Raw genomic sequence first — 25,111 nt, forward strand, 5'->3', positions numbered from 1 at the left:
TCTGCCTCACACCAGATGGAGTGCCGACACGAGAATGTCGACCAGTTTGATGCCGAGGAACGGCACGATCAGCCCGCCAAGCCCGTAGACCAGCAGGTTCCGGCGCAGCAGCGCCGCGGCACCGACCGGCTTGTAGGAGACGCCACGCAGCGCCAGCGGGATCAGCGCGACGATGATCAGGGCGTTGAAGATGATGGCCGAGAGGATCGCCGATTTGGGCGAGCTCAGGCCCATGACGTTGAGCGCGTTCAGCTGCGGGTAGGTCACGACGAACAGTGCCGGGATGATGGCGAAGTACTTCGCCACATCGTTGGCGATCGAGAAGGTGGTGAGGGAGCCACGCGTCATCAGGATCTGCTTGCCGATCTCGACGATCTCGATGAGCTTGGTTGGACTGCTGTCGAGATCGACCATGTTGCCCGCCTCGCGGGCCGCCTGCGTGCCAGTCTGCATGGCGACGCCGACATCGGCCTGGGCGAGCGCCGGGGCGTCGTTAGTGCCATCGCCGCACATGGCGATCAGCCGGCCACCCTTCTGTTCGTTGCGGATGTAGTCGAGCTTCTGCTCCGGCGTCGCCTCGGCGAGGAAGGTGTCGACACCCGCCTCCGAGGCGATCGCCGCCGCCGTGATCGGATTGTCGCCGGTGACCATCACCGTCTTGATGCCCATGGCGCGCAAGGCCGCGAAGCGCTCCTTGATGCCGGGCTTCACCACGTCCTTCAGATGCACAACGCCGAGCAACTGATGACCGTTGGCGACAGCAAGAGGCGTACCGCCAGTGCGAGCGATGGCCTCGACGGCGGCGGTGAAAGCCGGCGGTGCCGAGGCGGCGGCGAGGTTGGCAAAGCGCAGGATCGCATCCACCGCGCCCTTGCGGATGGTGCGGTCGCCGAGATCGACGCCCGAGATGCGGGTCTCGGCGGTGAACCGGATCGGCGTGCCGCCCATGGCGACGATGTCCTTGTCGGCGAGACCGAAATCGGATTTGGCGAGCGCGACGATGGAACGGCCTTCGGGCGTCTCGTCGGCAAGGCTGGCGAGCTGAGCCGCCTCGGCCAGCGCCTGCTCGGTGACGCCGGGCACCGGCAGGAACTCGGTGGCCATGCGGTTGCCGAAGGTGATGGTGCCCGTCTTGTCGAGCAGCAGCGTATCGACATCGCCCGCCGCCTCTACTGCACGGCCCGAGGTGGCGATGACGTTGAAGCGGATGAGCCGATCCATGCCGGCAATGCCGATGGCCGAGAGCAGGCCGCCAATTGTGGTGGGGATCAGCGTCACCAGCAGGGCCGCGAGCACGGTGATGCCGACGATGGTGCCCGAATAGGCGGCAAGCCCCGAGAGCGTCGCCACGGCGATGAGGAAGATCAGCGTCAGCCCGGACAGCAAGATCGAGAGCGCGATCTCGTTGGGCGTTTTCTGGCGCTTGGCGCCTTCGATCAGCGCGATCATCCGGTCGACAAAGGTCTCGCCCGGCATGGTCGAGACGCGCACCTTGATCCAGTCGGATAGCACCGTGGTGCCGCCGGTCACTGCCGAACGATCGCCGCCCGACTCGCGGATCACCGGCGCGGACTCGCCGGTGATTGCGCTTTCGTTGACCGAGGCGACGCCCTCGATCACTTCGCCGTCGCCGGGGATCATGTCCCCGGCCTCGACGAGAACGACATGGCCGACGCGCAGGTCGCTTGCCGGCACCGTGTCGTAGGCCATCGAGTCGCCGGACTTGAGGCGCTTCGCCACGAGCTGCGACTTGGTGCGGCGGAGGCTATCGGCCTGGGCCTTGCCGCGGCCCTCGGCGACGGCCTCGGCGAAGGTCGCGAACAGCACGGTGAACCACAACCAGGCGGCGATCTGGCCGGAGAACAGGGCTTCGCCGGGCGACGCGAACAGGTCGCGGACGAACATGATGGTGACGACGAGCGCCACGATCTCGGTGACAAAAATCACCGGGTTGTGGACCAGTAGCCGCGGATCGAGCTTTCTGACCGCGCCGATGGCGGCGGGGCCGAGCAGCGCCGGATCGAGGATTGAAAGCGTTTTTGCTTTGGTGGCCATTTGAGGCGCCTCAGAAGGACTGGCCGGCGAGCATCAGGAAATGCTCGACGATGGGGCCGAGGGCGAGCGCGGGGAAGAACTGCAGCCCGCCCATGATGAGGATGATGCCGATGAGCAGCCCGACGAAGAGCGGCCTGTCGGTGGGGAATGTGCCGGAGGATGCCGGCACGCGGGTCTTGGTGACCAGCGAACCGGCAATCGCCATCACCGGCACGACGTAGGCGAAGCGGCCAAGCAGCATGGCGATGCCAAGGGTGGTGTTGAACCATGGCGTGTTGGCCGAAAGCCCGCCGAAGGCCGAGCCGTTGTTGCCGGTGGCCGAGGAGTAGGCATAGAGGATCTCGCTCAGCCCGTGCGGACCGCCGGTGCCGACCGAGGACAGAGCAAAGGGCAGGATCGCCGCAATGGCGGTGAAGCCGAGGATCGAGAGCGGCAGGATCAGTACCGCCAGCATGGCGTATTTCATCTCGCGCGCCTCGATCTTCTTGCCGAGGAACTCGGGCGTGCGCCCGACCATCAGGCCGGCGACGAACACCGCCAGCACGCAGAACACCAGCATGCCGTAGAGACCCGAGCCGACGCCGCCGGGGAGGATTTCGCCCAACTGGATCAGGAACAGCGGCACCAGCCCGCCGAGGGCGGTGAACGAGCCGAGCATACCGTTGACGCCGCCATTGGAGATGCCGGTGGTGACCGCGGCATAGAGGGCGCTCAGCGCCTGGCCGAAGCGGACTTCCTTGCCCTCCATATTGCCCATGGCGGGATCGATGCCGAGCGTCTGTAGGATCGGGTTGCCGAACGTTTCGGCCCAGTAGACGAGGCCGACGCCGACGATGAGCAGGATGGCGATGGTGGAAAGGATGGCCCAGCCTTGGCGGCGGCTCTTCACCATCTCGCCGAACGTGTAGACCAGCGCCGAGGTGACCATCAGCATCGCGAAGATGTTGATGAAGTTCGCGATGGCGTTGGGGTTCTCGAACGGGTGCGCGGCATTGGCGTTGAAGAAGCCGCCGCCGTTGGTGCCGAGCTGCTTGATCGCCTCCTGGCTCGCCACCGGCCCCAGCGCGATGGTCTGCTGCGCGCCCTCGAGGGTGGTCGCGACCACCGAGCCGTCGAGCGTCTGCGGCAGGCCGAGCGCCATGAATGCAATGGTGATGGGGATGGCGATCGGCATCAGCACGTAGAGCGTCGCCCGGGTCAGATCGACCCAGAAATTGCCCACCGTCGTGGCGCCAGAGCGCATGAAGGCCCGCGTCAGCGCCATGGCGAGGGCCATGCCGGTGGCGGCGGAGACGAAGTTATGCACGGCAAGCCCAGCCATCTGGCTGAAATTGCTCATCGTCGCCTCGCCGATATAGGACTGCCAGTTGGTGTTGGTGACGAAGCTCACGGCCGTGTTGAAGGCCAAGTCCGGCCCGACGCCCGCAAAACCCTGCGGGTTGAGCGGCAACAGGTCCTGGAACCGGAGGATCAGGTAGAGCGAAACGAAGCCGGCAATCGAGAAGGCGAGCATGGCGAGGGTGTAGCCGAGCCAGCCCTGCTCCTTCTTAGGATCGACACCGGAAACGCCATAGAACAGGCGCTCCACCGGCCCGAGCACGGGCGAGAGGAAAGTCCGCTCGCCGGAAAACACACGCGCCATGTAGAGGCCCAACGGCTTCACCACCAGCGCGACCGCAGTGACCATCAAGCCGATCTGCAGCCATCCCATCAGGGTCATCACCAAACTCCGCTAGAACCGCTCAGGGGCGACGAGCGTCACGACCAGATAGATCGCGAGCCCCACGACCACGGCGAGACCGAGAACAAGCTCGAACATCGGCCGCCTCAAAGCTTGCCGATGGCGCGGGCATAAAACCCGAGAGCCGCGAGGACCCCGGCGCCGAGCGCCAGGTAAACAAGGTCGAGCATGTCGAACTCCGACGATTGAAACGGGAGTTCCGTATGGACCTTCAGCGCGTCAGGGTTCGATTGGGAAGGCTGGGGTGGGGCGTAAGGATTTCGTAAGGGAGGGGTGCCGGACCCCGGCCTCGCAGGAGGCCGGGTTTCGTTTGCGAGCGGACCTACCGTTCAGCTGGTTGCCAGCAGCCCGACAGGCGAGGCGCACAGCGCGCTGGCAGGCCTGCTCCCCACCGAGATCGACGCGGTGCTGCCGCTGCCGGCGGCCGACGTGATGCTGGGATTGCTGGAGAAGCTGGGCGCCTGACGCTCTCTGGTTGCGGCGTGGCATACCCGCTTCCCGTTGTTGCCTGCGAGCCCCCGCTCGCCGGGCAGCCCTAGGCCAAGCGGTAGAGGCCGGCGCCGTGGCTCGGCAGGGTCGCGGCAAAGCTGCCCATGTGTTGGCCGAGCTGCTTGCCCGTCCACAGGTCCGTCACGGCAGCACTCTTGATCCCCAGCGGCGCCAGCTTGAAGCCGATCTCCCGCTCCGCCTTGCCGGTGTTGAACAGCGCCAGGTAGGCATCGCCGTTCTCGGCGCGAGCGGTCCAGACGCGGGTGCCGTCCATGACGAAATGCGGCTGGTTGTCGGTGCTGTGCTGGTTCACCGCCAGTACGTCGCGGTTGGTGAGCAGCGCCAGGGTCGGGGCATCGAGATGGCGCAGGTCGCCGCCCATGATCAGCGGCGAACGGGCGATGGCCCAGAGCGTCATTACCGTCTTCTGCTCGGCCGGGGTGAAGTTGGTGTCGCGATCACCCAGCGCCAGCCGCCCGAGCGGCAGCATGTCGGCATCCGGCCAGGCGCCCGGCCGGCGCCACGGGTTCCAGTTCTCGAGCCGGACGAACTGCGCCTCGACCATCGCCCACTCGTCCCAGAAATCATCGCTGATCCGCCACATCTGCGCGTACTGCCGCACGTGCTCGGCGCGCAACACCGGCGTCTCGCCGGGCGACAGCGACAGCACCATCGGCCGGCCCGTTCGCGCGATGGCGTGGTGCGCCGCCTCGATCTCGGCGGCATGCGCATCGTAGGGGCGGCTCATGTCGTCCATCTTGATGAAGTCGACCCCCCAGGACGCATAGAGCGCAAATATGCTGTCATAGTAAGCCTGCGCGCCGGGCTTGGTCATATCCACCCCGTACATGTCGGGGTTCCAGCTGCAGATGCTGTCGGTATCGGCGATGTCCGCGGCGCGCACCGAGGTGCCCAGCACCGGCAGGTTCTGCTCGACCGCGAGGCGCGGGATGCCGCGCATGATGTGGATGCCGAACTTCAGCCCGAGTGCGTGCACCTGCCGCGCCAGCTCAGCGAAACCGACACCGTGCGCCGCCGAGGGGAAGCGGTTCAGTGCGGGCGTCACCCGTCCGTGGCCGTCCATCGTCGGCACCGGCTTGGTGTTGTAGTTGTAGCTCTGCGCTTCCGGCTCGTACCACTGGATGTCGACGGTGAAGACGTCGTAGCCGAAGGGCAGCAGCTGTTCGGCCATGATCTTGGCCGTCTCGAGCGCCTGCGCTTCGGTGATGGTGGTGGCAAAGCTGTTCCAGCTGTTCCAGCCCATCGGCGGGGTCGGGGCGAGTAGGGTCATGATCGGCAGTCCGGTTTGCAGGAGCCCGACGCCAACTCCGCATCGGCCCCGACGTCAAGCGTCGCCGGGCTCGACCAGACGAACCCGAAAGCATTCGGCTGGATTCAGGAGCCTCAGCCGCCCTTCAGCATCGCCTCGATCTCTGCCCGCGTCGGCATCGACGGCGCCGTGCCCGGCTTCTGTACCGACAGCCCAGCCGTGGCGCAGCCGAAACGCACCGCATCTACCGGCGACATACCCTCGGCCAGCGCCACGGCGAAGCCGCCGTTGAACGCATCGCCGGCCCCGGTGGTCTCCACTACCTTCGCCACCTTGAACGCCGGCACCATGTGCGTGCCATCGGCGCCGTGCAGCAGCGCACCTTTCTCGCCCAGCGTGATGAGGGCATTCTTCGCCCCGCGACGGACAAACTCCTTGGCCGCCGCCAGCGCATCGGCCTCGGTCTCCACCTTCAGCCCGGTGAGCGTTGCCGCTTCCGTTTCGTTCGGCGTGACGTAGTCGCAAAGCGCATAGATGGCGTCGTCGACCTGCACCGCCGGCGCCGGGTTGAGGATGGTGATCACCCCATGCTTTCGCGCCAATGTCAGCCCAGCGATCGCGGTCTCGATCGGCTGCTCGAACTGCGTCATCAGCACTTTGCTGCCCACAATCACCGGCTCCGCTGCCGCCACGTCCGCGGGCGACAGCTTCGCCGCTGCGCCGCTTTCGACGATGATGGCGTTGTTGCCGGTTTCGGTGGAAACGAAAATGAACGCCGCGCCGGTGGGCAACTCATCATCGATCGCTACCGCCGAGGTGTCGATCCCATCCGCCGCCCAGGCCTTCTGCGCCATCTCGCCAAAGGTATCGCGGCCGATGCGGGTGATCATCCGGGCGTCGCCGCCGGCGCGCGCCGCGGCAATCGCCTGGTTCGAGCCCTTGCCGCCCGGCCCGTCCTTGAAGCCCTGGCCCAGGATGGTCTCGCCCATCAACGGCAGGCGCGGCGCCCGGAACGCCAGATCCGCCACGAAAATCCCGAGCACTGCGACAGCCGCACGCGCCATGACATCCCCTCCCAGTAGCGCGCGCCCTTTAGCTGAGCTTGCCCGCCTTCAATGCCGCAAGGATCCAGTCCCGGTAGGTCTGGTCCTTGTTCTCGATCTCGGGGGAAACCTTGCTGGCTTCGGTCATGAAGTAAAGGTAGTCGCGGCCCATTTGTTCGCCGCGGCCGGTATGCATGTCGACGGCGAAATCCGGGATCTCCGGCATCCGCTCGCCGAAGGCCATGGCGTGCTTGGCCCAGTTGGCCATGTCGTCCGTGGTGCGGTCCTTCTTGCCTGAGGCGAGCACGCGGATGGCGTGCGCGGCGAACAGGAACCGGTCATGCGTTGGCCGGTCGAAGCGCTGGTGCGTGCGGTAGAGCGTATCGACCAGCACTGGCGCATCGAGATTGCCGAACCCCACATCCTCCACCGAAATCACGGCCAGCCGGTCCCACAGCTTCTGCTCGAGTTCGGGCGAGGTGAGATACATCTCCCAGCCGAGCAGCAGCGCGTTCTCGGTGAGCCCGCGGCGGATGGATTTTTGCAGCGCCGAGATCACCTCATCGGCCGGAAAACCGTTCTCGGTGGTGGTGCGCTGCCAGGGATCGGGCGCCTGCTTGACCTTGATGCCCCCTTGCGTCATTTGCCCGACACCCAGTTCGCGATGTTGTTCCACAGCGGCGCATAGCCGGCCCAATCGACAAAGGGCGGCGGCGCCCAGTGCGGCCCGCAATCCGAAGTGAACACCGCGGAACGGCCCTTGCCGAACTCGCCCACTGCGATCAGCGGGTCGCCACCGACCCGCACCAGCACCTCGGCATCGGGCTTCGCCACCACCTCGTTGTAGCCGAGCAACGCCGGCCATTCCCCGGTGATCCCCTTAGTGATCGGGTGCCCGGCATCGCCGACATGCGCGACGACGCCCTGCGGGTTCTCCTTGCGGTCGTCGTGGCGGTACATCGTCACGGGCAGTACGTCCTCGACCGCCGAGCCGGCGTATTGTCCCTTCGCGTCGATGCCCTGGAAGGTCAGGTAGCCGCCGATCATCACCAGCCCGCCGCCGTTCAGCACGTAGTCCTTGATCGAGGTCAGCCGGTTGGGCAGCGGCACCGAGCGGACGAACGTATCGGGGTGCAGCAGCAGCGTGTTGGCGCCGATATCGGAGAGCATCACCACGTCATAGGCGGCCAGCGTCTCTGCGGTCTGCGGGAAGTCACGGGCGGCGAGGTGGTTGGGGAGGAACGTCACCTCCCAACCGCCACCCTCCAGCGCCGCCTTCAGCCAGCGGACGCCCTCGTTGTATTCGGTGGTGGTAAAGCTGTCGAAGCCCTTGGTGTGGATCGAGTGGGTGACCCATGACTCCCCGGCGATCAGTACGCGCTTGCTCACGCTATGAAGTCCTTCGTGCTTGGTGCGGCGACAGATTGGCGCCGGATGAGTTCGACCGGCAGCCGCGTCAGCATCGGCGGCGCTTCGCCGTTAAGCAGCGCCAGTAGCGTCAAAAAGCCCTGGCGGCCGAGCTGCTCCACCGGTTGGCGGATGGCGGTCAGCGGGGGCGTCAGCAGCGCGCCGAACGCCATGTCGTCGAAGCCGATCAGCGACACCTGGTCGGGCACGCTGACGCCGCCCTCCTTCAGCCCCATCACCGCGCCGATGGCGAGGTAGTCGGAGGAGGCGAAGATCGCCGTCGGCGGCATTGGCAGCTCGAGGAATTTCTGCGTCGCGGCACGCGCCAGCTCCGGCGCAAAACTGCCGATGGCGACATATTCGGGCCGCACCGCGATCCCAGCCTCGTTCATCGCCAGCATGAAGCCCTCGCGCCGCTCGGTCACCGTCAGCAACCCATGAGGGCCGCCGAGATAGGCGATGCGGCGATGGCCGGCTTCGATCAGGTGACGGGTCGCCGCATAGGCGCCCTCGGTGTTCTCGACGAACAGCCGGGGCACGCTGACCCCGGGGATATCCTCGTCGACGATCACCACGTTCTTGCGCTTGCCGATCAGCGCGGCGAGCGTGCCGTCATCGGCGGTGTTGGTCATCATCAGCAGGCCATCGACATGCCGGTCGTGCAGCCGCTCGAGCGAAGCGATCTCGCGCTCGCGGTCGGAGCGGGTCGAGCTCATGAACACGGTGTAGCCGTGCCGGTCGGCCTCGTCCTCGAAGGCCGAGGCCAGCTCGGCGAAGAACGGCTCGCGGATCTCCGGCGTCACCAGCCCCACCGCTTCGGTCTTGCCGGTGGAGAGGCGCTTGGCGAGGAGGTTCGGGCGATAGTCGAGCTTGGCGATGGCCGCGTCGATGCGACCGGCGGTCGACGGCGGCAGCTCGATACGGTTGTTGAGGTAGCGGGACACCGTCGTCGGCGATACCCCGGCATCCTGCGCTACATCATGGATAGTCGCCATTGCACCCCCACTCGCCCGTTTAAGCTAGATCGGCGCAAGCGCTTTAGTAAAGCGGTTTCGTAACCCGTTTTCTGCGGTTTTCACCATACAATCGGATGCACCTCTCCGGTCGAGACATTCACAAATCCCTCGGGCGCCAGCGGCGACGGCGCCACCAGCACCCAGGTCCACGGCGCACAGGTGAGCGTCGCAAACATCAGCCGTTCAGGGAAGCCGGGGTTCCAGCGCGGCCGGAACGTCGGCTCGTACATCCAGTCGACCGCTTCGGCCGCGCGGTAGAGCGCCTGCATCTCGGCATCGAGCTCGACCGCGGGCCGCTTACTCATCAGCCCGCCGATCTCGAACCGCACCGTCGCCGTCACCTCGCCCTTATGCACCAGCGCCCAACCGCCCTGCGTCTGCCTGAGCGTGTTCACCGCCAGCGCCATGGCCGCGTCGGACGAACCGCAAGTCCAGATGTTGTGCTTGTCGTGCGCCACCGAGCAGGCGACGGCGGTGTCCGGATCGCGCGGGCCGCAGCCGCGCCAAAACATCTTTGCCACCTTCCCCTCGCCGGAGAAGCGGTCGACGATGGCGAACTTGGTGAGGTTCTCGCTCTCCAGCCGCTGCACCTCGCCGTCCACCACCGGCAGTTCCATGGTGTAGAAATCCGGATGCCAGTGGAACGGCCGGATCACCGCCGACTGCATGGTCTGCCGCCCCGGCGCCGCCTTGATGGCGAAGTCATCCGGCTGGATTTCGCGCTTGATGTTGATGGTCCTGGTCGCCCATTCCGGCCAGGCCATATCCGGCACCTTGCCGATGAACTTCGTGCCCTCGGAGATCTGCGCCCCATCGGCCCAGACCTTGGCGATCTTCAGCGCGGTCACGTCCTCCAGCAGCACCATATCGGCAAAGCGGCCGGGCGAGATCGAGCCCACCCAGGGCGTCAGCCGCATGTGGCGGGCCGGGTTGATCGTCGCGCACTGGATGGCGATCTCGGCCGGCAGGCCGGCGGCGATGGCGGTGCGGATATTGTGGTCGGTAGCGCCGGTCTCCAGCGTCAGCGTGGCGCTGCGATCGTCGGTGGCGAACGCCACCTGGCTCCAGTCGACCAGCCCTCGCTGCAGCAACCCGGTGACGATCTCGGTCATCGAGTGGATGCGGATCTCGATGAACAGCCCGTGCCGCAGCTTGTCCCACGCCTCATCGGCCGACATCATCTCGTGGTCGGAGGCCAGCCCCGCCGCGGCGAAGGCGTTGATCTCGCCCAGCGTCCGCAGCCCAGCGCCATGGCCCTCCACCACGCCGCGCGCCGCAAACGTCGCCTCGATCATCCCCCAGAGCCGCTCATGCGATGGGTTCTCGGGGTTCCACACCGCCGGCCAGTCCATCACCTCGTCGAGCCCGGTGACCATGGGGCTCGCCGCCATGAACTTTTGCTGCTCGTCATGGTCGAAATAGCCGCCGCCCCACTCGTAGGCGGTGGGCGGCACGGCGGAACCAGGCTGCGGGAAGATCTTCAGCGGCGACCCCGCTAGCCGCGCCTTGAGCCAGAATTCGAGATTGTGCGGGCCATCGACATTGGAGAATTCGTGGCTCGCCTCGCAGGTCCAGGTATTGCCGCGCGGCATCACCAGCGCCGCCTCCCATTCCGGCGTCAGGTGCGAACTCTCGATATGCTTGTGCACCTCACCGAAGCCTGGGACGGCGGCCAGTTTGGGCTCGTGGAAGCGCTCCTTGACCTGCCCCTGATACTCGCCCGCCGGCCCGACCCAGGCGATGCGCTTGCCGCGCATCACGATCTCCTGGTCGTGCATCCAGGTCCGCGAATGCACGTCGAGGAGCTTGCCTACCCGCAGAGACCGGTCGGCCGGGCGCTTCCCCAGCGCCACCAGCAGCAGATCCTGCCGGATTTTGACTTCGTCGGCGGCGGTGACGAGGAGGTCGGGGGGCAATTGCACGGTCATGGCGTGCCGCCCCCCACCCCTGTCCCCTCCCCCTCAGAAGGGGGAGGGAGACCCACACACCAGCGCCGCGGCAAGCGTCTCCCTCCCCCTTTCGAGGGGGAGGGACCAAGGGTCGGGGTCAACACGCGCAAGAGCATCAAATTCCGTACTTCTTCTTCCAAATCCCAATCAGCCGTAGCGACTCCGCCGCGATCCCATCGATCATCGCCTCGCCCTTCTCCGCCGTTGCCGGCCGCGGGTCGCCGAAGACGCCCGATTTATTGAAGGCCGAGAGTTTCATTGGCTCGGAGCCGAACAGTTCCGGGAATGCCGGGTACTCAGGCGCCGCCCGCTCCATTCGCACCGTCTCCGGCGCCAGCGCCAGCATCATCGAGGTCTCGACCTCGTCGGCGTGGTAGAAGCCGGGCCCGGCCGGCTCGCTCTCCATCAGCTCGGCAGCCAATGCCTCGAGCCTGGGGTAATCGAGATGCAGCACCGGAAAACCAGCCTCGCTCAGCCCCCGCGCAGCAAGGTTGATCGGCTCGCGATTGCCGAAGTGGCCGTTGACCGTGATCAGCCCTTTGACGCCCATCCGCTGCAGTCCGCGACCAATATCGGTAACGGTGGCCCGCAGCGTTTCCGGCGATAGCGACAGCGTCCCAGCCCAATCCTCCGCAGTCCACGCATCCCCATAGGCAATGGCCGGCAGCAGCAGCGCATCGCAACCCTCGGCGATCCGGCGTGCCACGCCCGATGCCAGCACCGTATCCGTCAGCAGCGGCAGATGCGCGCCATGCTGCTCCACCGCACCCACCGGCAGCACGGCGATCAGCCCCTCGGCAATCGCCGCCGCAACGTCTTCCCAACTGGCACTTGCGGCATCGAGCATCACGCCCATCCGAGAATGTTGAGCGGGGCATGCGGTGCGATCTTCCCCAGCAGTTCAGTGACGCTGAGGCTGTAGTCGACATTGCCGCCGAGCCGCGTACCCAAAGCCGCTTCGGCGATATCGGTCGTCTCATAGCCATGCGCGATGAGGTTGATCATCGCCGCCTGCAGCGGCCCCATGGTCGGGTTGAACGCGACGCTTTCGATCGAAGAGCCGGAGACCATCTGGCCGTCCCGCAGCGCCAGCACCACCGCGCCGGGGCATTTGCTGTAGGGCGCATGGGCGCGGCGGCCGGCATCAAGCAGCCGGTCGGCGATGGTCGCCGGCCAGTCGTTGGCGGCAAGGTTGAGCGTACCGTCGAAGGCTCCAGCAACAGCACCGCTCTCGCCGAGATAGTCCGGATCGAAGGGCCACGGATAAAGCTCGGCCATGGTCAGCCGGTGCCCGAGCGGGTCGATCAACGTCAGCTCACGGCTGCCCGCGAATTCCGAGATGTATTGCCGGCAGTGGGCGCAGGGGTGCGCCTCGCCGATGGCGATGGTCTCGATCGTCGTGCCGCGCGAGGCGGCGCGGGTGAAGACGAACCCTTCGCCATGGATGGTGAAGCCCAGATGCGTGCCGGGGAATTCCACATTGCCGCCGAGCACCAGGTTGCCGGTTTCGCGCTCGAGGCCGACCGCGCCGACGAAGAAATTTGAAATCGGCGGCCGGGCGATGCCGCGTGCCGGAGCAAGCGCCAGAAGCATCAGTTCCTCGACGCTTTCGAGCCCGAAGCTTTGGCGCAGTATCGCCACCTCGGAGGCGAGCAGTATGCCGCCCAGGTTATCTTCCGGCCGGCGCGCCTTTGCTGCGACCAGCGCCGCGACTTCTGCGGCGAGCCGGTCGCCGATCTCGGCGCTCTCTAGGGCAAATCGGGCGGCAATGGCGGGGTCGGCCTGGAACGGATTGAGGCTCACTTCTGGCGCATAGCTCCTCCCGCGAATGCATTTGACAAGCGGGATTTAGGTGTCGTTAGATCGTCATGTAAACCGGTTTACCGGACGGGGGTCAAATGGGTTCAACGCTTATCCACGGAGCGACAGTTCTTTCCGTGGACGCTGAAAATCGGGTGTTCGAGGGTGGCTTCGTCGCCATCCGCGACGGTCGGATCAGCGGTGTAGGGCCTCGCGACGGCACTCCCAACCCGTCCGGCTTCGACGAGGTGTTCGACCTGACCGGGCACCTCGTCATGCCGGGCCTCGTCAACGCTCATACCCACTCGGTGATGGTGCTGTTCCGCGGCCGCTCGGAAGGCCAGAGCCTCCTCACCATGGAGGGCTGGTACAATTCGATCCGCGAGCCCGAACTGTCCCTGGTGTCGTCCGACATTGGCCCGGCCGTGGCGCTGAGCTGCGCCGAGATGGCGCTCTCGGGCACCACCACCTTCTGCGACCAGTATTTCTTCGCCGAGGAGATTGCCGACGCAGTGAAGGCCGCCGGCCTCCGCTCGGTCATCGCCTACGGCATCGTGCAACTGGGCGACAAGGCGCGCGGTGAAGCCGAACTCGCCAAGGCCACCGCCTTCCTCGAGCAGCAGCGCTCGGCCGATGGCCGGATCATCCCGTGGTTCGGCCCGCACGCGCCCTATGTCGACAACTCCGAGGATCTGCTGCTGGCCGAGGTGGAAGTCGCCAACGCATATGGCGTCGGCCTCCACCTGCACATGGCCTGCGGTCCGGAGGATAACGAGGAAACCGAACGCCGCTACGGCACCACCGCCGCCGTGGCGCTCGAAAAGATCGGCTTCTTCAACGGCCGCATCCACGCTGCCCACTGCCTCGACCTCAGCCCCGAGGACATCGCGGTGTTCGCCCGCGCCCCGCATGCGTCGGTCTCCTACAATGCCTCGGCCGGCCTGCGCTCGGGCCGTGAGGGCATCTGCCCGGCGGTGGAGTTGCGTGCGGCCGGCGTCACCGTTGCGCTGGGCACCGACAACGTCGCCGCCAACAATTCCTACGACATGGTCTCCGAAATGCGCGTCGCGGGGCTCGTCGCCAGTCACCGCGAAGGCGTGGCGCAGCCGCTGTCGAGCCGCGACCTCGTGCGCATGGCAACGATCGAGGGCGCCAAGGCGCTTGGGCTCGAGCACGAAATCGGCAGCCTCGAGGTCGGCAAGGCCGCCGATATCGCAGCGTTCGACTTCAGCGGAGCCGGCTACTCGGAAACGCCCGATCCGGAAACGCTGCTGATCTATTCCGGCAGCGGGCGCGATCTGCGCCACCTGTGGGTAGCCGGGGAACAGCTGGTCGGCGACAAGAGCTTGACGCGCCGGCCCTTTGCCGACATCCGACAGACCTACTCGGCGACCTATGCCGATTTCTGGGGCCGCGTCGAAGCGGCCCGCGATAGCAAGAACAAGAAAGTAGTGGCTTGACCAAGCGTAAGTTCATTTTCGATAGCGACGGCGGCGTCGATGACGCCCAGGCGCTGATCCTCCTCGTTGCCAACGGCAAGGTGCCGGACCTGATCACCACGGTGTTCGGCAATGTCGGCCGCGACCAGGCGACCACCAATCTCCTCGCCGTCTGCGCGCAGCTGGGTGTCTCGATCCCGGTGCATCGCGGCGCCGACCGGCCGCTGACCCAGCCGATCATCGATGCCAAATACGTCCACGGCGACGACGGCCTCGGAGGCGCGCCGCGTCCCGCCAAGCAGGACATCCACACCTCCGACGACGGCGTCGCCGTGCTCATCAGCACCTTCCGCGCCGCCGCGGCCAAGGGCGAGAAGGTCGATATCCTGATGATCGGGCCGCTCACCAACCTGGCGCTGGCGCTCCGCCTCGATCCGTCAATCCTCGCCGGCATCGGCACCCTCACCATCATGGGCGGCAACGTCTATGGCCGCGGCAACACCACGCCGGCCGCCGAGTTCAACATCTATGCCGACCCCGAGGGCGCGCATGTGGTGCTGACCGCCGGCATCGAGACGGTGGTGATCCCGTGGGAGCCCTGCCTCACCCACTTCATGGTGGGCGAAAAGATCGACGCGCTGTTCGCCGGCATCCCGGCCTCGCCGCTCAAGACCTTCAACGAAGCGCTGCAGAAGCACGCCCGCGAGAACGGCATCCGCCGGGGCCTGCCCGACCGCTTCCTCTATGTCGATCCGCTGGCCGCCGCCGTGGTGCTCGACCCCTCGATGGTCACCAAGTCGACCGTCGCTTCGTCGAGCGTCGCGCTCGCGCCGGGGATCACCCGCGGCATGACGCTGGTCGATCCTTCCGGGCGCCTCGGCACCCCCAAGATTACGTTCGTCGAGGAGGTCGATATCGCTAAAGTCGACGCTCTCTACGCCGTATCCGCCGCCTATTCCCCCAAGAATTAGAACAAACGCAAACAGGAGTGCGCATGTCTCTGATCTCGACTTTCGGTAAAGCCGCAGCAGGTATCCTGCTTTCGGCCTCGATGATGGCGTCGACGGCAATGCCCGTCGCCGCCGCAGAATACACCAAGGACAACCCGCTCAAGGTCGCGCTCGTCTTGCACGGCACGCTCGGCGACAAGAGCTTCTTCGATGACGCCGCCGAAGGCATGAAGACGGCCGAGGCCGAGCTGCCGGTCACCGTCAAGATCATCGAGCTCGGCTACGATCGCAGCAAGTGGCAGGCCGGTCTGGCCGATGCCGCTGACTCGGGCTACGACGTCATCATCGCCGGCACCTTCGACATGACCGGCTATATCGCCGAGCTGTCGCCGGAATATCCGGACGTGAAGTTCATCGATTTCGACGACTCGCCCGATTACACCAAGTGCGAGTGCAAGAACGTCCTCGGCGTGCAGTACACCACTGCCGCCGCCGGCTATCTCGCCGGCTACGCCGCCGCCAAGCTCTCGAAGTCCGCGATCCTGGGCACCATCATCGGCATGGAATTCCCGACCGTCACCGACTTCAAGACCGGTTTCGACCAGGGCGCCAAGGCCGCCAACCCCTCGATCAACATCCTCAATGCCGTGGCCGGTGCCTTCAACGACCCCGCCAAGGGCAAGGAAATCGCGCTCGCCCAGATCAACCAGGGCGCCGACGTGGTGTTCCCGATCGCCGGCGGTACCGGCATCGGCTCGCTGCAGGCGGTCAAGGACTCGGGCAAGCTCGCCGTCGGCGTCGACAGCGACCAGGCGACGATCTTCTCGACCTCCGATCCGGCTCAGGCCGATGTGATCTTCACCTCCGTCCTCAAGAAGGTCGGCCACTCGCTGTTCCTGGCGCTGCAGGGCACGCTCGACGGCACTGCGCCGTACGGCTCGCGTGAGCTGCTCGGCATCAAGGACGGCGCTGTGGGGATCGCCAAGAACGCCTGGTACGAGAAGCTCGTGCCGGCCGATGTGCGCGCCGAAGTCGATGCGCTCGAGGCCAAGATCGTCGCCGGCGAGATCGAAGTCGCCACCGACATGAAGTGATGCAACGGGCCCCGCGGCAACGCGGGGCCCAGTTTTTCTGGCGCAAAGCGGGGCAGCATGGCGCTTCTGGAAGCAATCGGGATCGGCAAGACCTATCCCGGCGGTGTAGTGGCCAATGACGGGGTGAACCTCGTTATCGAGCCGGGCGAAGTTCATGCCGTGGTCGGCGAGAACGGCGCGGGCAAATCCACCCTGATGAAGATCCTGTTCGGCATCGAACAGCCCAATGCCGGCACGCTCCTACTCGACAACAAGCAGGTGCATTTCGCCAACCCGCGCGAGGCGATCGATGCGGGCATCGGCATGGTGTTCCAGCACTTCTCGCTGGTCCCGAGTTTTTCAGTCTACGAGAACGTGGTGCTCGGTTCCGAGCCCAAGGCCGGCATCCGGCTCGATCGCGCCAAGGCGATCGCCGAGGTGCAGGCGCTCAGCGACAAGTTCCGCCTCAAGGTCGATCCGCTGCCTTCGGTGGGTTCGCTCCCGGTCGGCCAGCAGCAGCGCGTCGAGATCCTAAAGGCGCTCTACCGCAACGCCCGCATCCTGATCCTCGACGAGCCGACGGCCGTGTTGGCGCCGCAGGAAGTGCAGGAGCTGTTTGTCGCCATCCGCTCGCTGGTGGCGCAGGGCAAGACGGTGATCTTCATCGCCCACAAGCTGCCAGAAGTGCTGGAGATTTCGAACTCCATCACCGTGATGCGGCAGGGCAAGACGGTCGGCCAGGTGAAGACGAAAGAGGTCACCGAGAAGAGCCTCGCCGCCCTGATGGTGGGCCGCGAAGTGAGCCTCCGGGTCGATCGCAAGCCCACCGACCAGACCGAACGCGTCGCCTCGGTCAGTGGCCTCCGCGTCGTCAACGCGCGCGGCACCGAAGTGGTGGCCGGGCTCGATCTCAACGTCTATGCCGGCGAGATCGTCGGGCTAGTGGGCGTCGAAGGCAACGGGCAGGCCGAAACGCTGGAGGCGATTTCCGGGCTCCGCCACGTGGCGGCCGGCGACATCGTCGTCGCCAACCAGAATGCCAACCCGCTGACCGTGCTCGAACGGCGCGGCCTCGGCCTCGCCTCGATCCCCGAAGACCGCATCGCCGAAGGCCTCGCCACCGGATCGACGGTGGCGGAGAACCTCGTCGCGACGCGGCTCAACGATAAGCGCTATGTGCGCAACGGCCTGCTCGACCTCAGGGCGATCAAGGCCAACGCGCAGCGGCTGATCGAGCAGTTCTCGATCCGCGTGGGCGGGCCCGGCTATGCCGTCGGCACGCTGTCGGGCGGCAACATGCAGAAGGTGGTGGTGGCGCGCGAACTCAGCGAGCAGCCGAAACTCCTCCTGGTCAACCAGCCCACCCGCGGCGTCGATCTCGGGGCTACGCAGTTCATCTGGCGCACCATTACCGACGCCCGCGACAAGGGCGCTGCGGTGCTGTTGAGTTCGGCCGATCTCTCCGAGTTGCTGGCGCTCAGCGACCGGCTGGTGGTGCTGTATCGCGGCAAGATCGTTGCGGCCTTCCTCAACACGCCCGACCTGACCCCGGAAACGCTCGGCACATACATGCTCGGGCTCTCGACCCAGACCGCAGACGAAATGAAGGCGGCCCTCAAATGAGCAATATCCCCGCCGTCGATCGCCGGTCGCGCTGGAAGACGATACGACGCGAAGTCGGTCGCGCCGTCGGCGCGCTGGTCATCGCGCTCGTCGTCACCTTCATCGTCGTGCTACTCACCTCCAAGGCGCCGATCGACGCGATCACCCAGTTGCTCACGGCCCCGGCATCGAAGCCCCGCACTATCGGGCTGTGGCTGGACGATGTCGCCAAGCTCACCGTCACCGGCCTTGCGTTCAGCCTAGTGTTCCAGGCCCGGCAGTTCGCCATGGGCGTGCAGGGCCAGGTCTATATCGGCGCGCTCGCCGCCAGCTATGTGGCGCTGTCGCCGCTCGGCGCCAGCTGGGCCGGCATCCCGCTCGGCATCGCCGCCGCCATGCTGGCCGGCGCGATCTACGGGTTCCTCCCCGGCATCGCCAAGGCCAAGCTCGGTGCCAACGAGATCGTCTCGTCGTTGATGCTCAACTACATCGCGGTCGAGCTCTGCAACTTCCTCGTCCGTGTCAGCCTGCCCAAGCCGCAGCCTGGCGTCCTGACCACCAACGACTTCCCCGACAGCGCGGTGTTCCCGCAGCTGATCAAGTTCGACGGGCTCAACGTCACCCGGCTCGACCTCGGGCTGGTCTTCGCGCTCGTCGCGGTGTTCGTGGTGTGGTTCGCGCTCTACCGCACCAGCTGGGGCCTGAAGCTGCGGCTCGTCGGGCACAACGCCCGCTTCGCCGAGTATTCCGGCATCAAGGCGACCTTCATCATGGTCTCGGCGATGACCGCCTCCGGCGCGCTGGGTGGCCTGCTCGGCTCGATGTTCGTCCAGGGGCAGGGCTACGGCAAGCTGACCGTGCTGTTCGAGGGCGGCCTCGCCTTCGAGGGCATTCTCGTCGCCATCGTCGCCCGCAGCCGGCCGCTGGCCGTGCCGATCGTGGCACTGTTCTACGGCTATCTGAGACAAGGCGCGCAGCTGATGAACATCCGTACCGACGTTCCGGCCGAGGTGATCGGCGTCGTCACCGCGATCATCATCCTCCTCGTCAGCTCGTCCTTCTCGCTCAACTTCATCACGCGGCTGTTCAAGCGCAGTCCGTCGCCATCAGTTGCGCCTGCCGCTGCCGGAGGTGCCGCCAAATGATGGAACTCATCATCACGGTCTTTTCGGCCACCTTCTTCGTCACCGTCATCCGCACCACCACGCCGCTGCTGCTGGCGACGCTAGGCGGGCTGATCGCCGATCTCTCGGGCGCGCTCAACGTGGCGCTCGAGGGCATGATGCTGATCGGCTGCCTAACCGCGGTGATCGTCTCGGTCTATGCCCCGTGGTACGTGGCGGTCGCCGCCGGCCTCGGCGCTGGCGCCGTGCTCGGGCTGGTCATGGCGTTCTTCGCCTACCGGCTGAAGGCCGACATCATCCTCGTCGGCTTTGCCATCAACATCCTCGCGGCGGGCGGCACGGTGTTCGCTCTCGCCATCGCCACGGGCGGCGACAAGGGCACCTCGATCAACCTGCAGAGCAAGGCCGTCCCGGCGGTCGATCTCAGCTTCCTCAGCGCCATCCCCGGTATCGGCCCGATCCTCAAATCGTTCCTCTCTGGCCACTCGGTGCTGAGCTGGCTCGCGGCGTTCCTGGTCTTCGCGGTCTGGTACTTCCTCTACCGCACGCCCTGGGGCCTGTGGCTACGCGGCGTCGGCGAATACCCGGCCGCGCCCGAGGCCGCCGGCATCCCGGTCAACAAGGTGCGCACCCTGAGCCTCGTCGTCTCCGGCGCCCTCGCCGGCATCGGCGGCGCGCAGCTCGCGATGTTCAACTATGTCGGCTTCACCCGCGACATGACCGCCGGCCGCGGCTTCATCGCCCTGGGCGCCGTCCTCCTCGGCGCCCGCCACCCGGTCGGCGCGCTACTCGCCGCGCTGCTGTTCGGCGCCTTCGAAGCGCTAGCGGTGGTGATGCCCGGCTTGTTCAACGACATCCCGGCCGAACTGATCCGCATGATCCCGTTCGTCGTGACGATCGCAGCCCTGGTGCTGTTCTCGGTGCGGGCCCAGCGGGCGCTGGCATTGCGGGGATTGAAGTAGCGCTCGATCGGCGCGTGGGGGCACCCCCACCCTCAGTCCCTCCCCACAAGGGGGAGGGAGCGCAAGCAGCGATATCTCAGTCGTCTCCCTCCCCCTTGTGGGGAGGGATCAAGAGTGGGGGTGGCCACACGCTCGAAGGTCAGCGGCCCAACCGCTCCGCCGCAATAGCCAACACGCGCTTGAACGCCGTCATATCCGTCAGCTCCGCCCCAACCGGCGCGTCGCCCACCACCACCGCCCCGCCGCGGCTCAACACCCCGCCATGCAGCATCAGGTTGTCGATGAACCCCAAGTCTTCGATCAGGATGTGATCCGGCCCCCGCGGCTTGCCATCGGCATCGGCGTACCAATCGCCATTGAAATGCGCCCGCGTCCGCTCGCCGTGGTCCGCCTTCACGTTGGTATAGGCAAACGCCGGCTTCCCCTGCGCGCACATGAATCCGAGCTCGAAGCACGTCCCGGTATCAGCGGCAATCCCCCGGAACGGCGTCAGGTTGGCGATGATCGCATCGGCCGAGTGCATCAGCTTCTCGTCGATGGCGCTGATCGCCAGCCCGAGCTCCCACTTGCTGTTGGTCGGGGGGAATTCGAGGTCGCCGGGCGACACCGGAACCAGTCCCGCCTCGCGGGTCAGCGCGATCTTCAGATCAAGGATCTCGCGGGCATTCGGCAGGAACACTTCAGGGCCGGCCAGATAGACGGATTTCGGCATGATTTCTCGTTCAGGATGCGTTCAAGTCTGGGGCAAACTAGCGGCCATATATGTCAGCTCCGCTGACCAGATCGCCGCCGACGAAGGTCGCGGCGATGTTCGGCCGGCTCGCGGTGTAGAGAATTTGCTCAACCCGCTCAACAGGTTCAGCGCCAAACAGCCGAATAGTCCCCGCCTCGGCCGCCGGGTCCATAATCAGCGCGTCGAAGTGATAGCCGGGACGGAAAATACCAATGGGCAGATCCAGCGCAACACCGCCACCGGCGGTGGCGAGATGGAAGGCTGTGAGCATGTCCACGCGCGAGTTGGGCACGCCGCGCGTTTCACGTGAATCCTTCGCGTCCACCCCGTCCTCGAGCATCCGCGACGCCTGCGCCGTGGCGCGGCAGGCTTCCAGCATCGAGCCCGAGGGCCCGCCGGAAATGTCGGTGCCGAGCCCGACATGCAGGCCCTTCTCCAGCGCCCGGCGCAGCGGGAACACAGCGTTGCCGAAATACATGTTGGACAACGCGCAATGCGCCACCCCTGCCCCGGCAGCGCGCACCGCCTCCATGTCCATGTCGGTCAGGAACACGGAGTGGGCGAGCACGGTCTTGCGGGTCAGCAGGCCGAAGTGGGAGAGTGCGTCGGTGTCGGTTCTGCCATAGCGATCAAGCGCATAGTTGTGGGCCCAGTCGCTTTCCGAGCAATGGGTCTGGACGTGACAATCGCACTCTGCCGCTAGCGCGCCGAGCCCAGCCAGCGCCACGTCGGTGCATGACGGAATGAAGCGCGGCGTCACCACCGGCAGCACCCGATCGTTGTCGGGCATAGCCCGTATGTAATTGATAACGCTGCGTGTTTCGTCGATAGCCTGCTCGGCCGAGGCATCCCGATAATAGTCCGGGCTGCTCGCCGGATCGTCCATCACCACCTTGCCAACCAGCGCCCGCTGACCCCGATTGAGGCAGATTTCCGCAAGCAATTCAGTGGCTTGCCGGTGCACCGTGGCAAAGTACAGCGCCGTGGTGGTGCCGCTCGCAAGCAGGTCGGCGACCAGCGTCTCATAGCGCTCGCGGGCGAAATCGAGGTCCGCGTACTTCGCCTCCAGCGGAAACGTGTACTTGCCCAGCCACACCTCAAGCGGCTCATCCAGCGCCAGCCCGAGCTGCGGATATTGCGGCGCGTGGATGTGGAGATCGACGAAGCCGGGGAGGGTCAACTGCCCCTCCGGAACCTCGATCGTGCCCTCCGGAACGCCGTCCTCGGCGCTCGCGATGGCAACGATCTTCCCATCCGCACCGACGGAAATCACCGCATCCTCAAGCACTTCCAGCTGCCCACGGACCGGCGCATGGACAAACGTCCCGCGGATCGAGCGGCCTCGCAGACCCGTCACCAGACCACCTTGTGTTGCTCGCCGTTCCGCACGTTCACAAACCCCTCCGGCGCCAGCTCGCTCGGCGCCACCAGCACCCAGCGCCAGGGCGAGCAGGTGAGCGTCGCAAACTTCAGGAACTCCGGGAAACCCGGTTTCCAGAGGTTCAGAGCCGATGGCTTATACATCCACTCCACCGCCTCGGCAGCGCGATAGAACGCCTGCATGTCCTTGTCGAAGGCCTCGGCCGAACGCGCCGTCATCAGCCCGCCGATCTCGAAGCGCATCTCGGCGACGATCTCACCCTTGTGCACCAGCACCCAGCCGCCATCGATCTCCTGCAGCCGGTTCACCGCCTTGGCCATCGCCTCGTCGGACGAGCCGATGCACCAGACGTTGTGGCTGTCATGCGCCACCGACGAGGCCAGCGCCGTATCCGGGTCGGCCGGTCCGCAGCCGGTCCAGAACATCTTCGCCACCGCGCCATCGCCGCGATAGCGATCGACCAGCGCCCACTTGGTGATCATCCGCTCAGTGTCGCGCTGCACCAGGCCATCGGCCACCGGCAGGGTCTCGACCAGAAAGTCCTCGTTCCAGTGGAACGGGCGAAGGATCGCCGCCTGCATCGTGTGGCGGCCCGGCTCGGCCTTGATGGCAAAGTCGTGGGCGTGCAGCGTGCGCCCGATATTCATGGTCTTCCGCGCCCAGTCGGGCCATTCGATCGGGGCCGCCTCGCCAAGGAACGACTTGCCGTCCGACACCAGCCGGCCATCGGCGTAGACGTGCTTTATCGACAGCGTCTGCACGTCGTCGAGCAATACTATGTCGGCATAGCGCCCCGGCGAGATCGAGCCGACCCATTGGTCGATCCGCATATGCCGCGCCGGATTGATGGTGGCGCACTGAATGGCGATCTCTGGCGCAAGGCCATACGAAATGGCGTGCCGGACATTGTAGTCGGCGGCGCCGAGCTCGAGCGTCTCGGACGCGGAGCGGTCGTCGGTGGTGAAGGCGATGTTCGACCAGTCCTCCAGCCGCTCGATCAGGCCGGGCAATATGACGTCATAGGAGAACGGGCGGAGCTCGGTGAAGATGCCGTGGCTCAGCCGCTCCCACGCCTCCTCCAGCGCCCAGACCTCATGGTCGGACGAGATGCCGGCAGCGGCGAAAGCCGAGAGATCGTGCGGGTCGATCAGCCCGGAACCGTGCCCCTCGACCACGCCGCGCATCTCCATGGTGGCGCCGATCATCCCCCACATGCGGATATAGCCGGGGTTCTCGGGGTTCCACACCGAGGGCCAGTCCATCACCTCGTCGAGGCTGACCGTGCCCATGTCGTGGGCGAGGAATTCGCGCTGCTCCTCGTAGCCGTAATAGCCGCCCGACTCTTCCCAGGCACTGGGCGGCACGGCCGAGCCGGGCTGGATGAAGATCTTCAGCGGCGAGCCGGCAACGCGGGATTTCTGCCAGAACTCCTGGTTCTTCGGGCCGTTGACGTTAGCGAACTCGTGGCTCGCCTCGCAGGTCCAGGTATTGCCGCGCGGCAGCACCAGCGCCGCCTCGAACTCCGGAGTGATGTGGGTCGATTCGATATGCTTGTGCACCTCGCCGAAGCCGGGCACGGCGCTGAGGTTCGGATAGCTCACCCGCGCCGCCACCTCGCCCTTGTAGCTGCCGCGCGGTCCGATGAAGGCGATGCGTCGACCGGACACCACGATTTCCTGATCCGTCAGCCACTGGCGCGAGTGCACCGAGAGCAGCCGGCCAACCTCGATCACCAGGTCCGCCGGCCTCTTGGCCAGCGCCACGAGGGTCAAATGCTGGCGAATGGCGACTTCGTCCTCGGCATTGAGGATCAGGTCATCAGGCTGGCGCATCAATGGGTCATCCGGGGGTGCAGCACCTTAGTAAAGCGGTTTACGAAGTCGGGCGCAATGTGCCGAAATGGGGGCGATGCGGCAAGCCCGCGGGTGCTTAATGCTTCCTGAACGGCCTGGCCGCTTGCCGAAGAAGGCCCGACCATCATCGCTTGCCGCCGGCACGCCGTTTTGCCATAAGTTGCCGGCCTCGATCCCCACCCTGCGAGGAGTGCCGCGATGAGCCAGATTGCCATTTTCAGTGGTAGTTCTCATCCCGAACTTGCGGCCGAGATTTGCGCGCAACTCGGCGTGCCACTGCTGCCGACCCGGGTGAAGCGGTTCTCGAACGACTGCATCGAAGTGCAGCTGCAGGCCAATTGCCGCGAGCAGGACGTGTTCCTGATCCAGACGCTGAGCGCCCCAGTGCAGGACCACCTGGTCGAACTGCTGCTGATGCTCGATGCCGCCCGCGGCGCTTCGGCGGCCCGCATCACGGCGGTGATACCGCACTACGCCTATGCCCGCTCCGACAAGAAGGACGCGCCGCGCATCTCGATCGGCGGCCGGCTGGTCGCCGACCTGCTGCAGACCGCCGGCGCCAATCGGGTACTGACGATGACGCTGCATTCCCCGCAGGTGCACGGCTTCTTCAGCGTGCCGGTCGATCACCTGCATGCGCGGAGCGAGCTGGCCGAGTATTTCCAGCGCTACGACATCAGCAATGCGGTGGTGGTGTCGCCCGATCTCGGCAACGCCAAGAACGCCGCCGCCTTCGCCAAACGCCTCGGCGTGCCGGTTGCAGCGGGCGCCAAGGAGCGGATCAGCGACACCGAGGTGCGGATCACCGCGCTGATCGGGGACGTCGCGGGCCGCGACGTGATCGTCCTCGACGACGAGATCGCCAATGGCGGCTCGATGATCGAGCTGCTCAAGCACCTCAGGGCGCACGGCGCTCGCTCGGTGCGCATCGCCTGCACGCACGGCATCTTCGCTGGTTCTGCGATCGCCCGGCTGGCGGCGGAGCCGGATGTGCTGGAGATCGTCTGCACCGACACCCTACCGATCGCCGAAACGCGTCGGGTGCCCAAGCTCACCGTGCTGTCGATTGCCCCGGCATTGGCCGAGGCGATGCGGCGGATCAACAGCGGCGAATCGGTGAGCACGCTGTTCCATGCGGAACAGCCCGCGCCGGTGACCCGCCTCAGGGCTTAGCAAGACCAGACTGACACCGGCCGCAGGATCATGGGTTTACAGCGTCTCACA

General features: G+C 66.1%; 22 protein-coding genes. 8 read left to right on the top strand and 14 right to left on the bottom strand.

What is annotated here, in order from left to right:
• Positions 1–6: 6 nt before the first annotated feature.
• Genes kdpB through kdpF form a run of 3 tightly spaced genes read right to left on the bottom strand, consistent with a single transcriptional unit; the run spans position 7 to position 3,874 of the window.
• Positions 7–2,055, bottom strand: a complete 2,049-nt coding sequence (gene kdpB / locus AC1DWU_RS19985) for a potassium-transporting ATPase subunit KdpB (protein WP_477151763.1) — start codon at positions 2,053–2,055, stop codon at positions 7–9.
• A gap of 10 nt (positions 2,056–2,065) precedes the next feature.
• On the bottom strand, positions 2,066–3,775 hold the full coding sequence (gene kdpA / locus AC1DWU_RS19990; protein WP_477151764.1) for a potassium-transporting ATPase subunit KdpA: 1,710 nt from the start codon (positions 3,773–3,775) through the stop codon (positions 2,066–2,068).
• Between the two features lie 12 nt (positions 3,776–3,787).
• Positions 3,788–3,874 carry a K(+)-transporting ATPase subunit F gene (kdpF, locus tag AC1DWU_RS19995; RefSeq protein ID WP_477151859.1) on the bottom strand — a complete coding sequence of 29 codons (87 nt, stop codon included), beginning with the start codon at positions 3,872–3,874 and terminating at the stop codon, positions 3,788–3,790.
• Between the two features lie 195 nt (positions 3,875–4,069).
• Between kdpF and AC1DWU_RS20000 the strand changes: the two genes are divergently transcribed.
• A complete protein-coding gene (locus AC1DWU_RS20000) occupies positions 4,070–4,261 on the top strand; it encodes a hypothetical protein (RefSeq protein WP_477151765.1) in 192 nt (63 codons plus the stop codon).
• A 70-nt stretch (positions 4,262–4,331) separates the two neighbouring features.
• Here the strand turns inward: AC1DWU_RS20000 and AC1DWU_RS20005 are convergent, their stop codons facing one another.
• From AC1DWU_RS20005 to AC1DWU_RS20040, 8 genes are all read right to left on the bottom strand, one after another.
• Positions 4,332–5,576 carry a glycoside hydrolase family 27 protein gene (locus AC1DWU_RS20005; RefSeq protein ID WP_477151766.1) on the bottom strand — a complete coding sequence of 415 codons (1,245 nt, stop codon included), beginning with the start codon at positions 5,574–5,576 and terminating at the stop codon, positions 4,332–4,334.
• Between the two features lie 113 nt (positions 5,577–5,689).
• Positions 5,690–6,619 (bottom strand): ribokinase, encoded by a 930-nt coding sequence (rbsK, locus tag AC1DWU_RS20010; protein WP_477151767.1) that lies wholly within the window; start codon positions 6,617–6,619, stop codon positions 5,690–5,692.
• Between the two features lie 28 nt (positions 6,620–6,647).
• Positions 6,648–7,241, bottom strand: coding sequence for an AAA family ATPase (locus AC1DWU_RS20015; RefSeq protein WP_477151768.1), 594 nt, complete (start codon positions 7,239–7,241; stop codon positions 6,648–6,650).
• Positions 7,238–7,987 carry a glutamine amidotransferase gene (locus AC1DWU_RS20020; RefSeq protein WP_477151769.1) on the bottom strand — a complete coding sequence of 250 codons (750 nt, stop codon included), beginning with the start codon at positions 7,985–7,987 and terminating at the stop codon, positions 7,238–7,240. Before AC1DWU_RS20020 ends, AC1DWU_RS20015 begins: the two co-directional genes overlap by 4 nt.
• On the bottom strand, positions 7,984–9,000 hold the full coding sequence (locus tag AC1DWU_RS20025; protein WP_477151770.1) for a LacI family DNA-binding transcriptional regulator: 1,017 nt from the start codon (positions 8,998–9,000) through the stop codon (positions 7,984–7,986). The genes AC1DWU_RS20020 and AC1DWU_RS20025 overlap by 4 nt, the downstream gene beginning before the upstream one ends.
• A gap of 80 nt (positions 9,001–9,080) precedes the next feature.
• A complete protein-coding gene (locus AC1DWU_RS20030) occupies positions 9,081–10,949 on the bottom strand; it encodes an adenine deaminase (protein WP_477151771.1) in 1,869 nt (622 codons plus the stop codon).
• Between the two features lie 136 nt (positions 10,950–11,085).
• Complete coding sequence (locus tag AC1DWU_RS20035) at positions 11,086–11,817, bottom strand: creatininase family protein (RefSeq protein WP_477151772.1); 732 nt, start codon at positions 11,815–11,817, stop codon at positions 11,086–11,088.
• Complete coding sequence (locus tag AC1DWU_RS20040) at positions 11,817–12,773, bottom strand: hypothetical protein (protein WP_477151773.1); 957 nt, start codon at positions 12,771–12,773, stop codon at positions 11,817–11,819. The genes AC1DWU_RS20035 and AC1DWU_RS20040 overlap by 1 nt, the downstream gene beginning before the upstream one ends.
• Positions 12,774–12,907: 134 nt before the next feature.
• On the opposite strand from AC1DWU_RS20040, the gene AC1DWU_RS20045 reads away from it, so the two are divergent.
• Genes AC1DWU_RS20045 through AC1DWU_RS20070 form a run of 6 tightly spaced genes read left to right on the top strand, consistent with a single transcriptional unit; the run spans position 12,908 to position 19,920 of the window.
• Positions 12,908–14,230: an amidohydrolase family protein gene (locus tag AC1DWU_RS20045; protein ID WP_477151774.1), complete on the top strand. Its 1,323-nt coding sequence runs from the start codon at positions 12,908–12,910 to the stop codon at positions 14,228–14,230.
• On the top strand, positions 14,227–15,180 hold the full coding sequence (locus tag AC1DWU_RS20050; protein WP_477151775.1) for a nucleoside hydrolase: 954 nt from the start codon (positions 14,227–14,229) through the stop codon (positions 15,178–15,180). The genes AC1DWU_RS20045 and AC1DWU_RS20050 overlap by 4 nt, the downstream gene beginning before the upstream one ends.
• 23 nt (positions 15,181–15,203) lie before the next feature.
• Entirely contained in the window at positions 15,204–16,253 is a 1,050-nt protein-coding gene (locus tag AC1DWU_RS20055) for a BMP family lipoprotein (RefSeq protein ID WP_477151776.1), read from the top strand.
• A gap of 57 nt (positions 16,254–16,310) precedes the next feature.
• A complete protein-coding gene (locus tag AC1DWU_RS20060; RefSeq protein ID WP_477151777.1) occupies positions 16,311–17,855 on the top strand; it encodes an ABC transporter ATP-binding protein in 1,545 nt (514 codons plus the stop codon).
• Positions 17,852–18,979, top strand: coding sequence for an ABC transporter permease (locus AC1DWU_RS20065; RefSeq protein ID WP_477151778.1), 1,128 nt, complete (start codon positions 17,852–17,854; stop codon positions 18,977–18,979). The genes AC1DWU_RS20060 and AC1DWU_RS20065 overlap by 4 nt, the downstream gene beginning before the upstream one ends.
• Positions 18,976–19,920 carry an ABC transporter permease gene (locus AC1DWU_RS20070; protein WP_477151779.1) on the top strand — a complete coding sequence of 315 codons (945 nt, stop codon included), beginning with the start codon at positions 18,976–18,978 and terminating at the stop codon, positions 19,918–19,920. The genes AC1DWU_RS20065 and AC1DWU_RS20070 overlap by 4 nt, the downstream gene beginning before the upstream one ends.
• 139 nt (positions 19,921–20,059) lie before the next feature.
• On the opposite strand, the gene AC1DWU_RS20075 is transcribed toward AC1DWU_RS20070, so the two are convergent.
• Genes AC1DWU_RS20075 through AC1DWU_RS20085 form a run of 3 tightly spaced genes read right to left on the bottom strand, consistent with a single transcriptional unit; the run spans position 20,060 to position 23,866 of the window.
• The gene (locus tag AC1DWU_RS20075) at positions 20,060–20,632 is read right to left on the bottom strand and encodes a nucleoside 2-deoxyribosyltransferase (protein WP_477151780.1); all 573 of its coding nucleotides are present in this window, start codon (positions 20,630–20,632) and stop codon (positions 20,060–20,062) included.
• Positions 20,633–20,669: 37 nt separating this feature from the next.
• Entirely contained in the window at positions 20,670–22,010 is a 1,341-nt protein-coding gene (guaD, locus tag AC1DWU_RS20080; protein WP_477151781.1) for a guanine deaminase, read from the bottom strand.
• Positions 22,007–23,866: an adenine deaminase gene (locus AC1DWU_RS20085; RefSeq protein WP_477151782.1), complete on the bottom strand. Its 1,860-nt coding sequence runs from the start codon at positions 23,864–23,866 to the stop codon at positions 22,007–22,009. Before AC1DWU_RS20085 ends, guaD begins: the two co-directional genes overlap by 4 nt.
• 219 nt (positions 23,867–24,085) lie before the next feature.
• Between AC1DWU_RS20085 and AC1DWU_RS20090 the strand changes: the two genes are divergently transcribed.
• On the top strand, positions 24,086–25,060 hold the full coding sequence (locus AC1DWU_RS20090; RefSeq protein ID WP_477151783.1) for a ribose-phosphate diphosphokinase: 975 nt from the start codon (positions 24,086–24,088) through the stop codon (positions 25,058–25,060).
• Positions 25,061–25,111 lie beyond the last annotated feature (51 nt).

The sequence above is a fragment of the Devosia sp. P2_G7 genome (assembly GCF_056403495.1).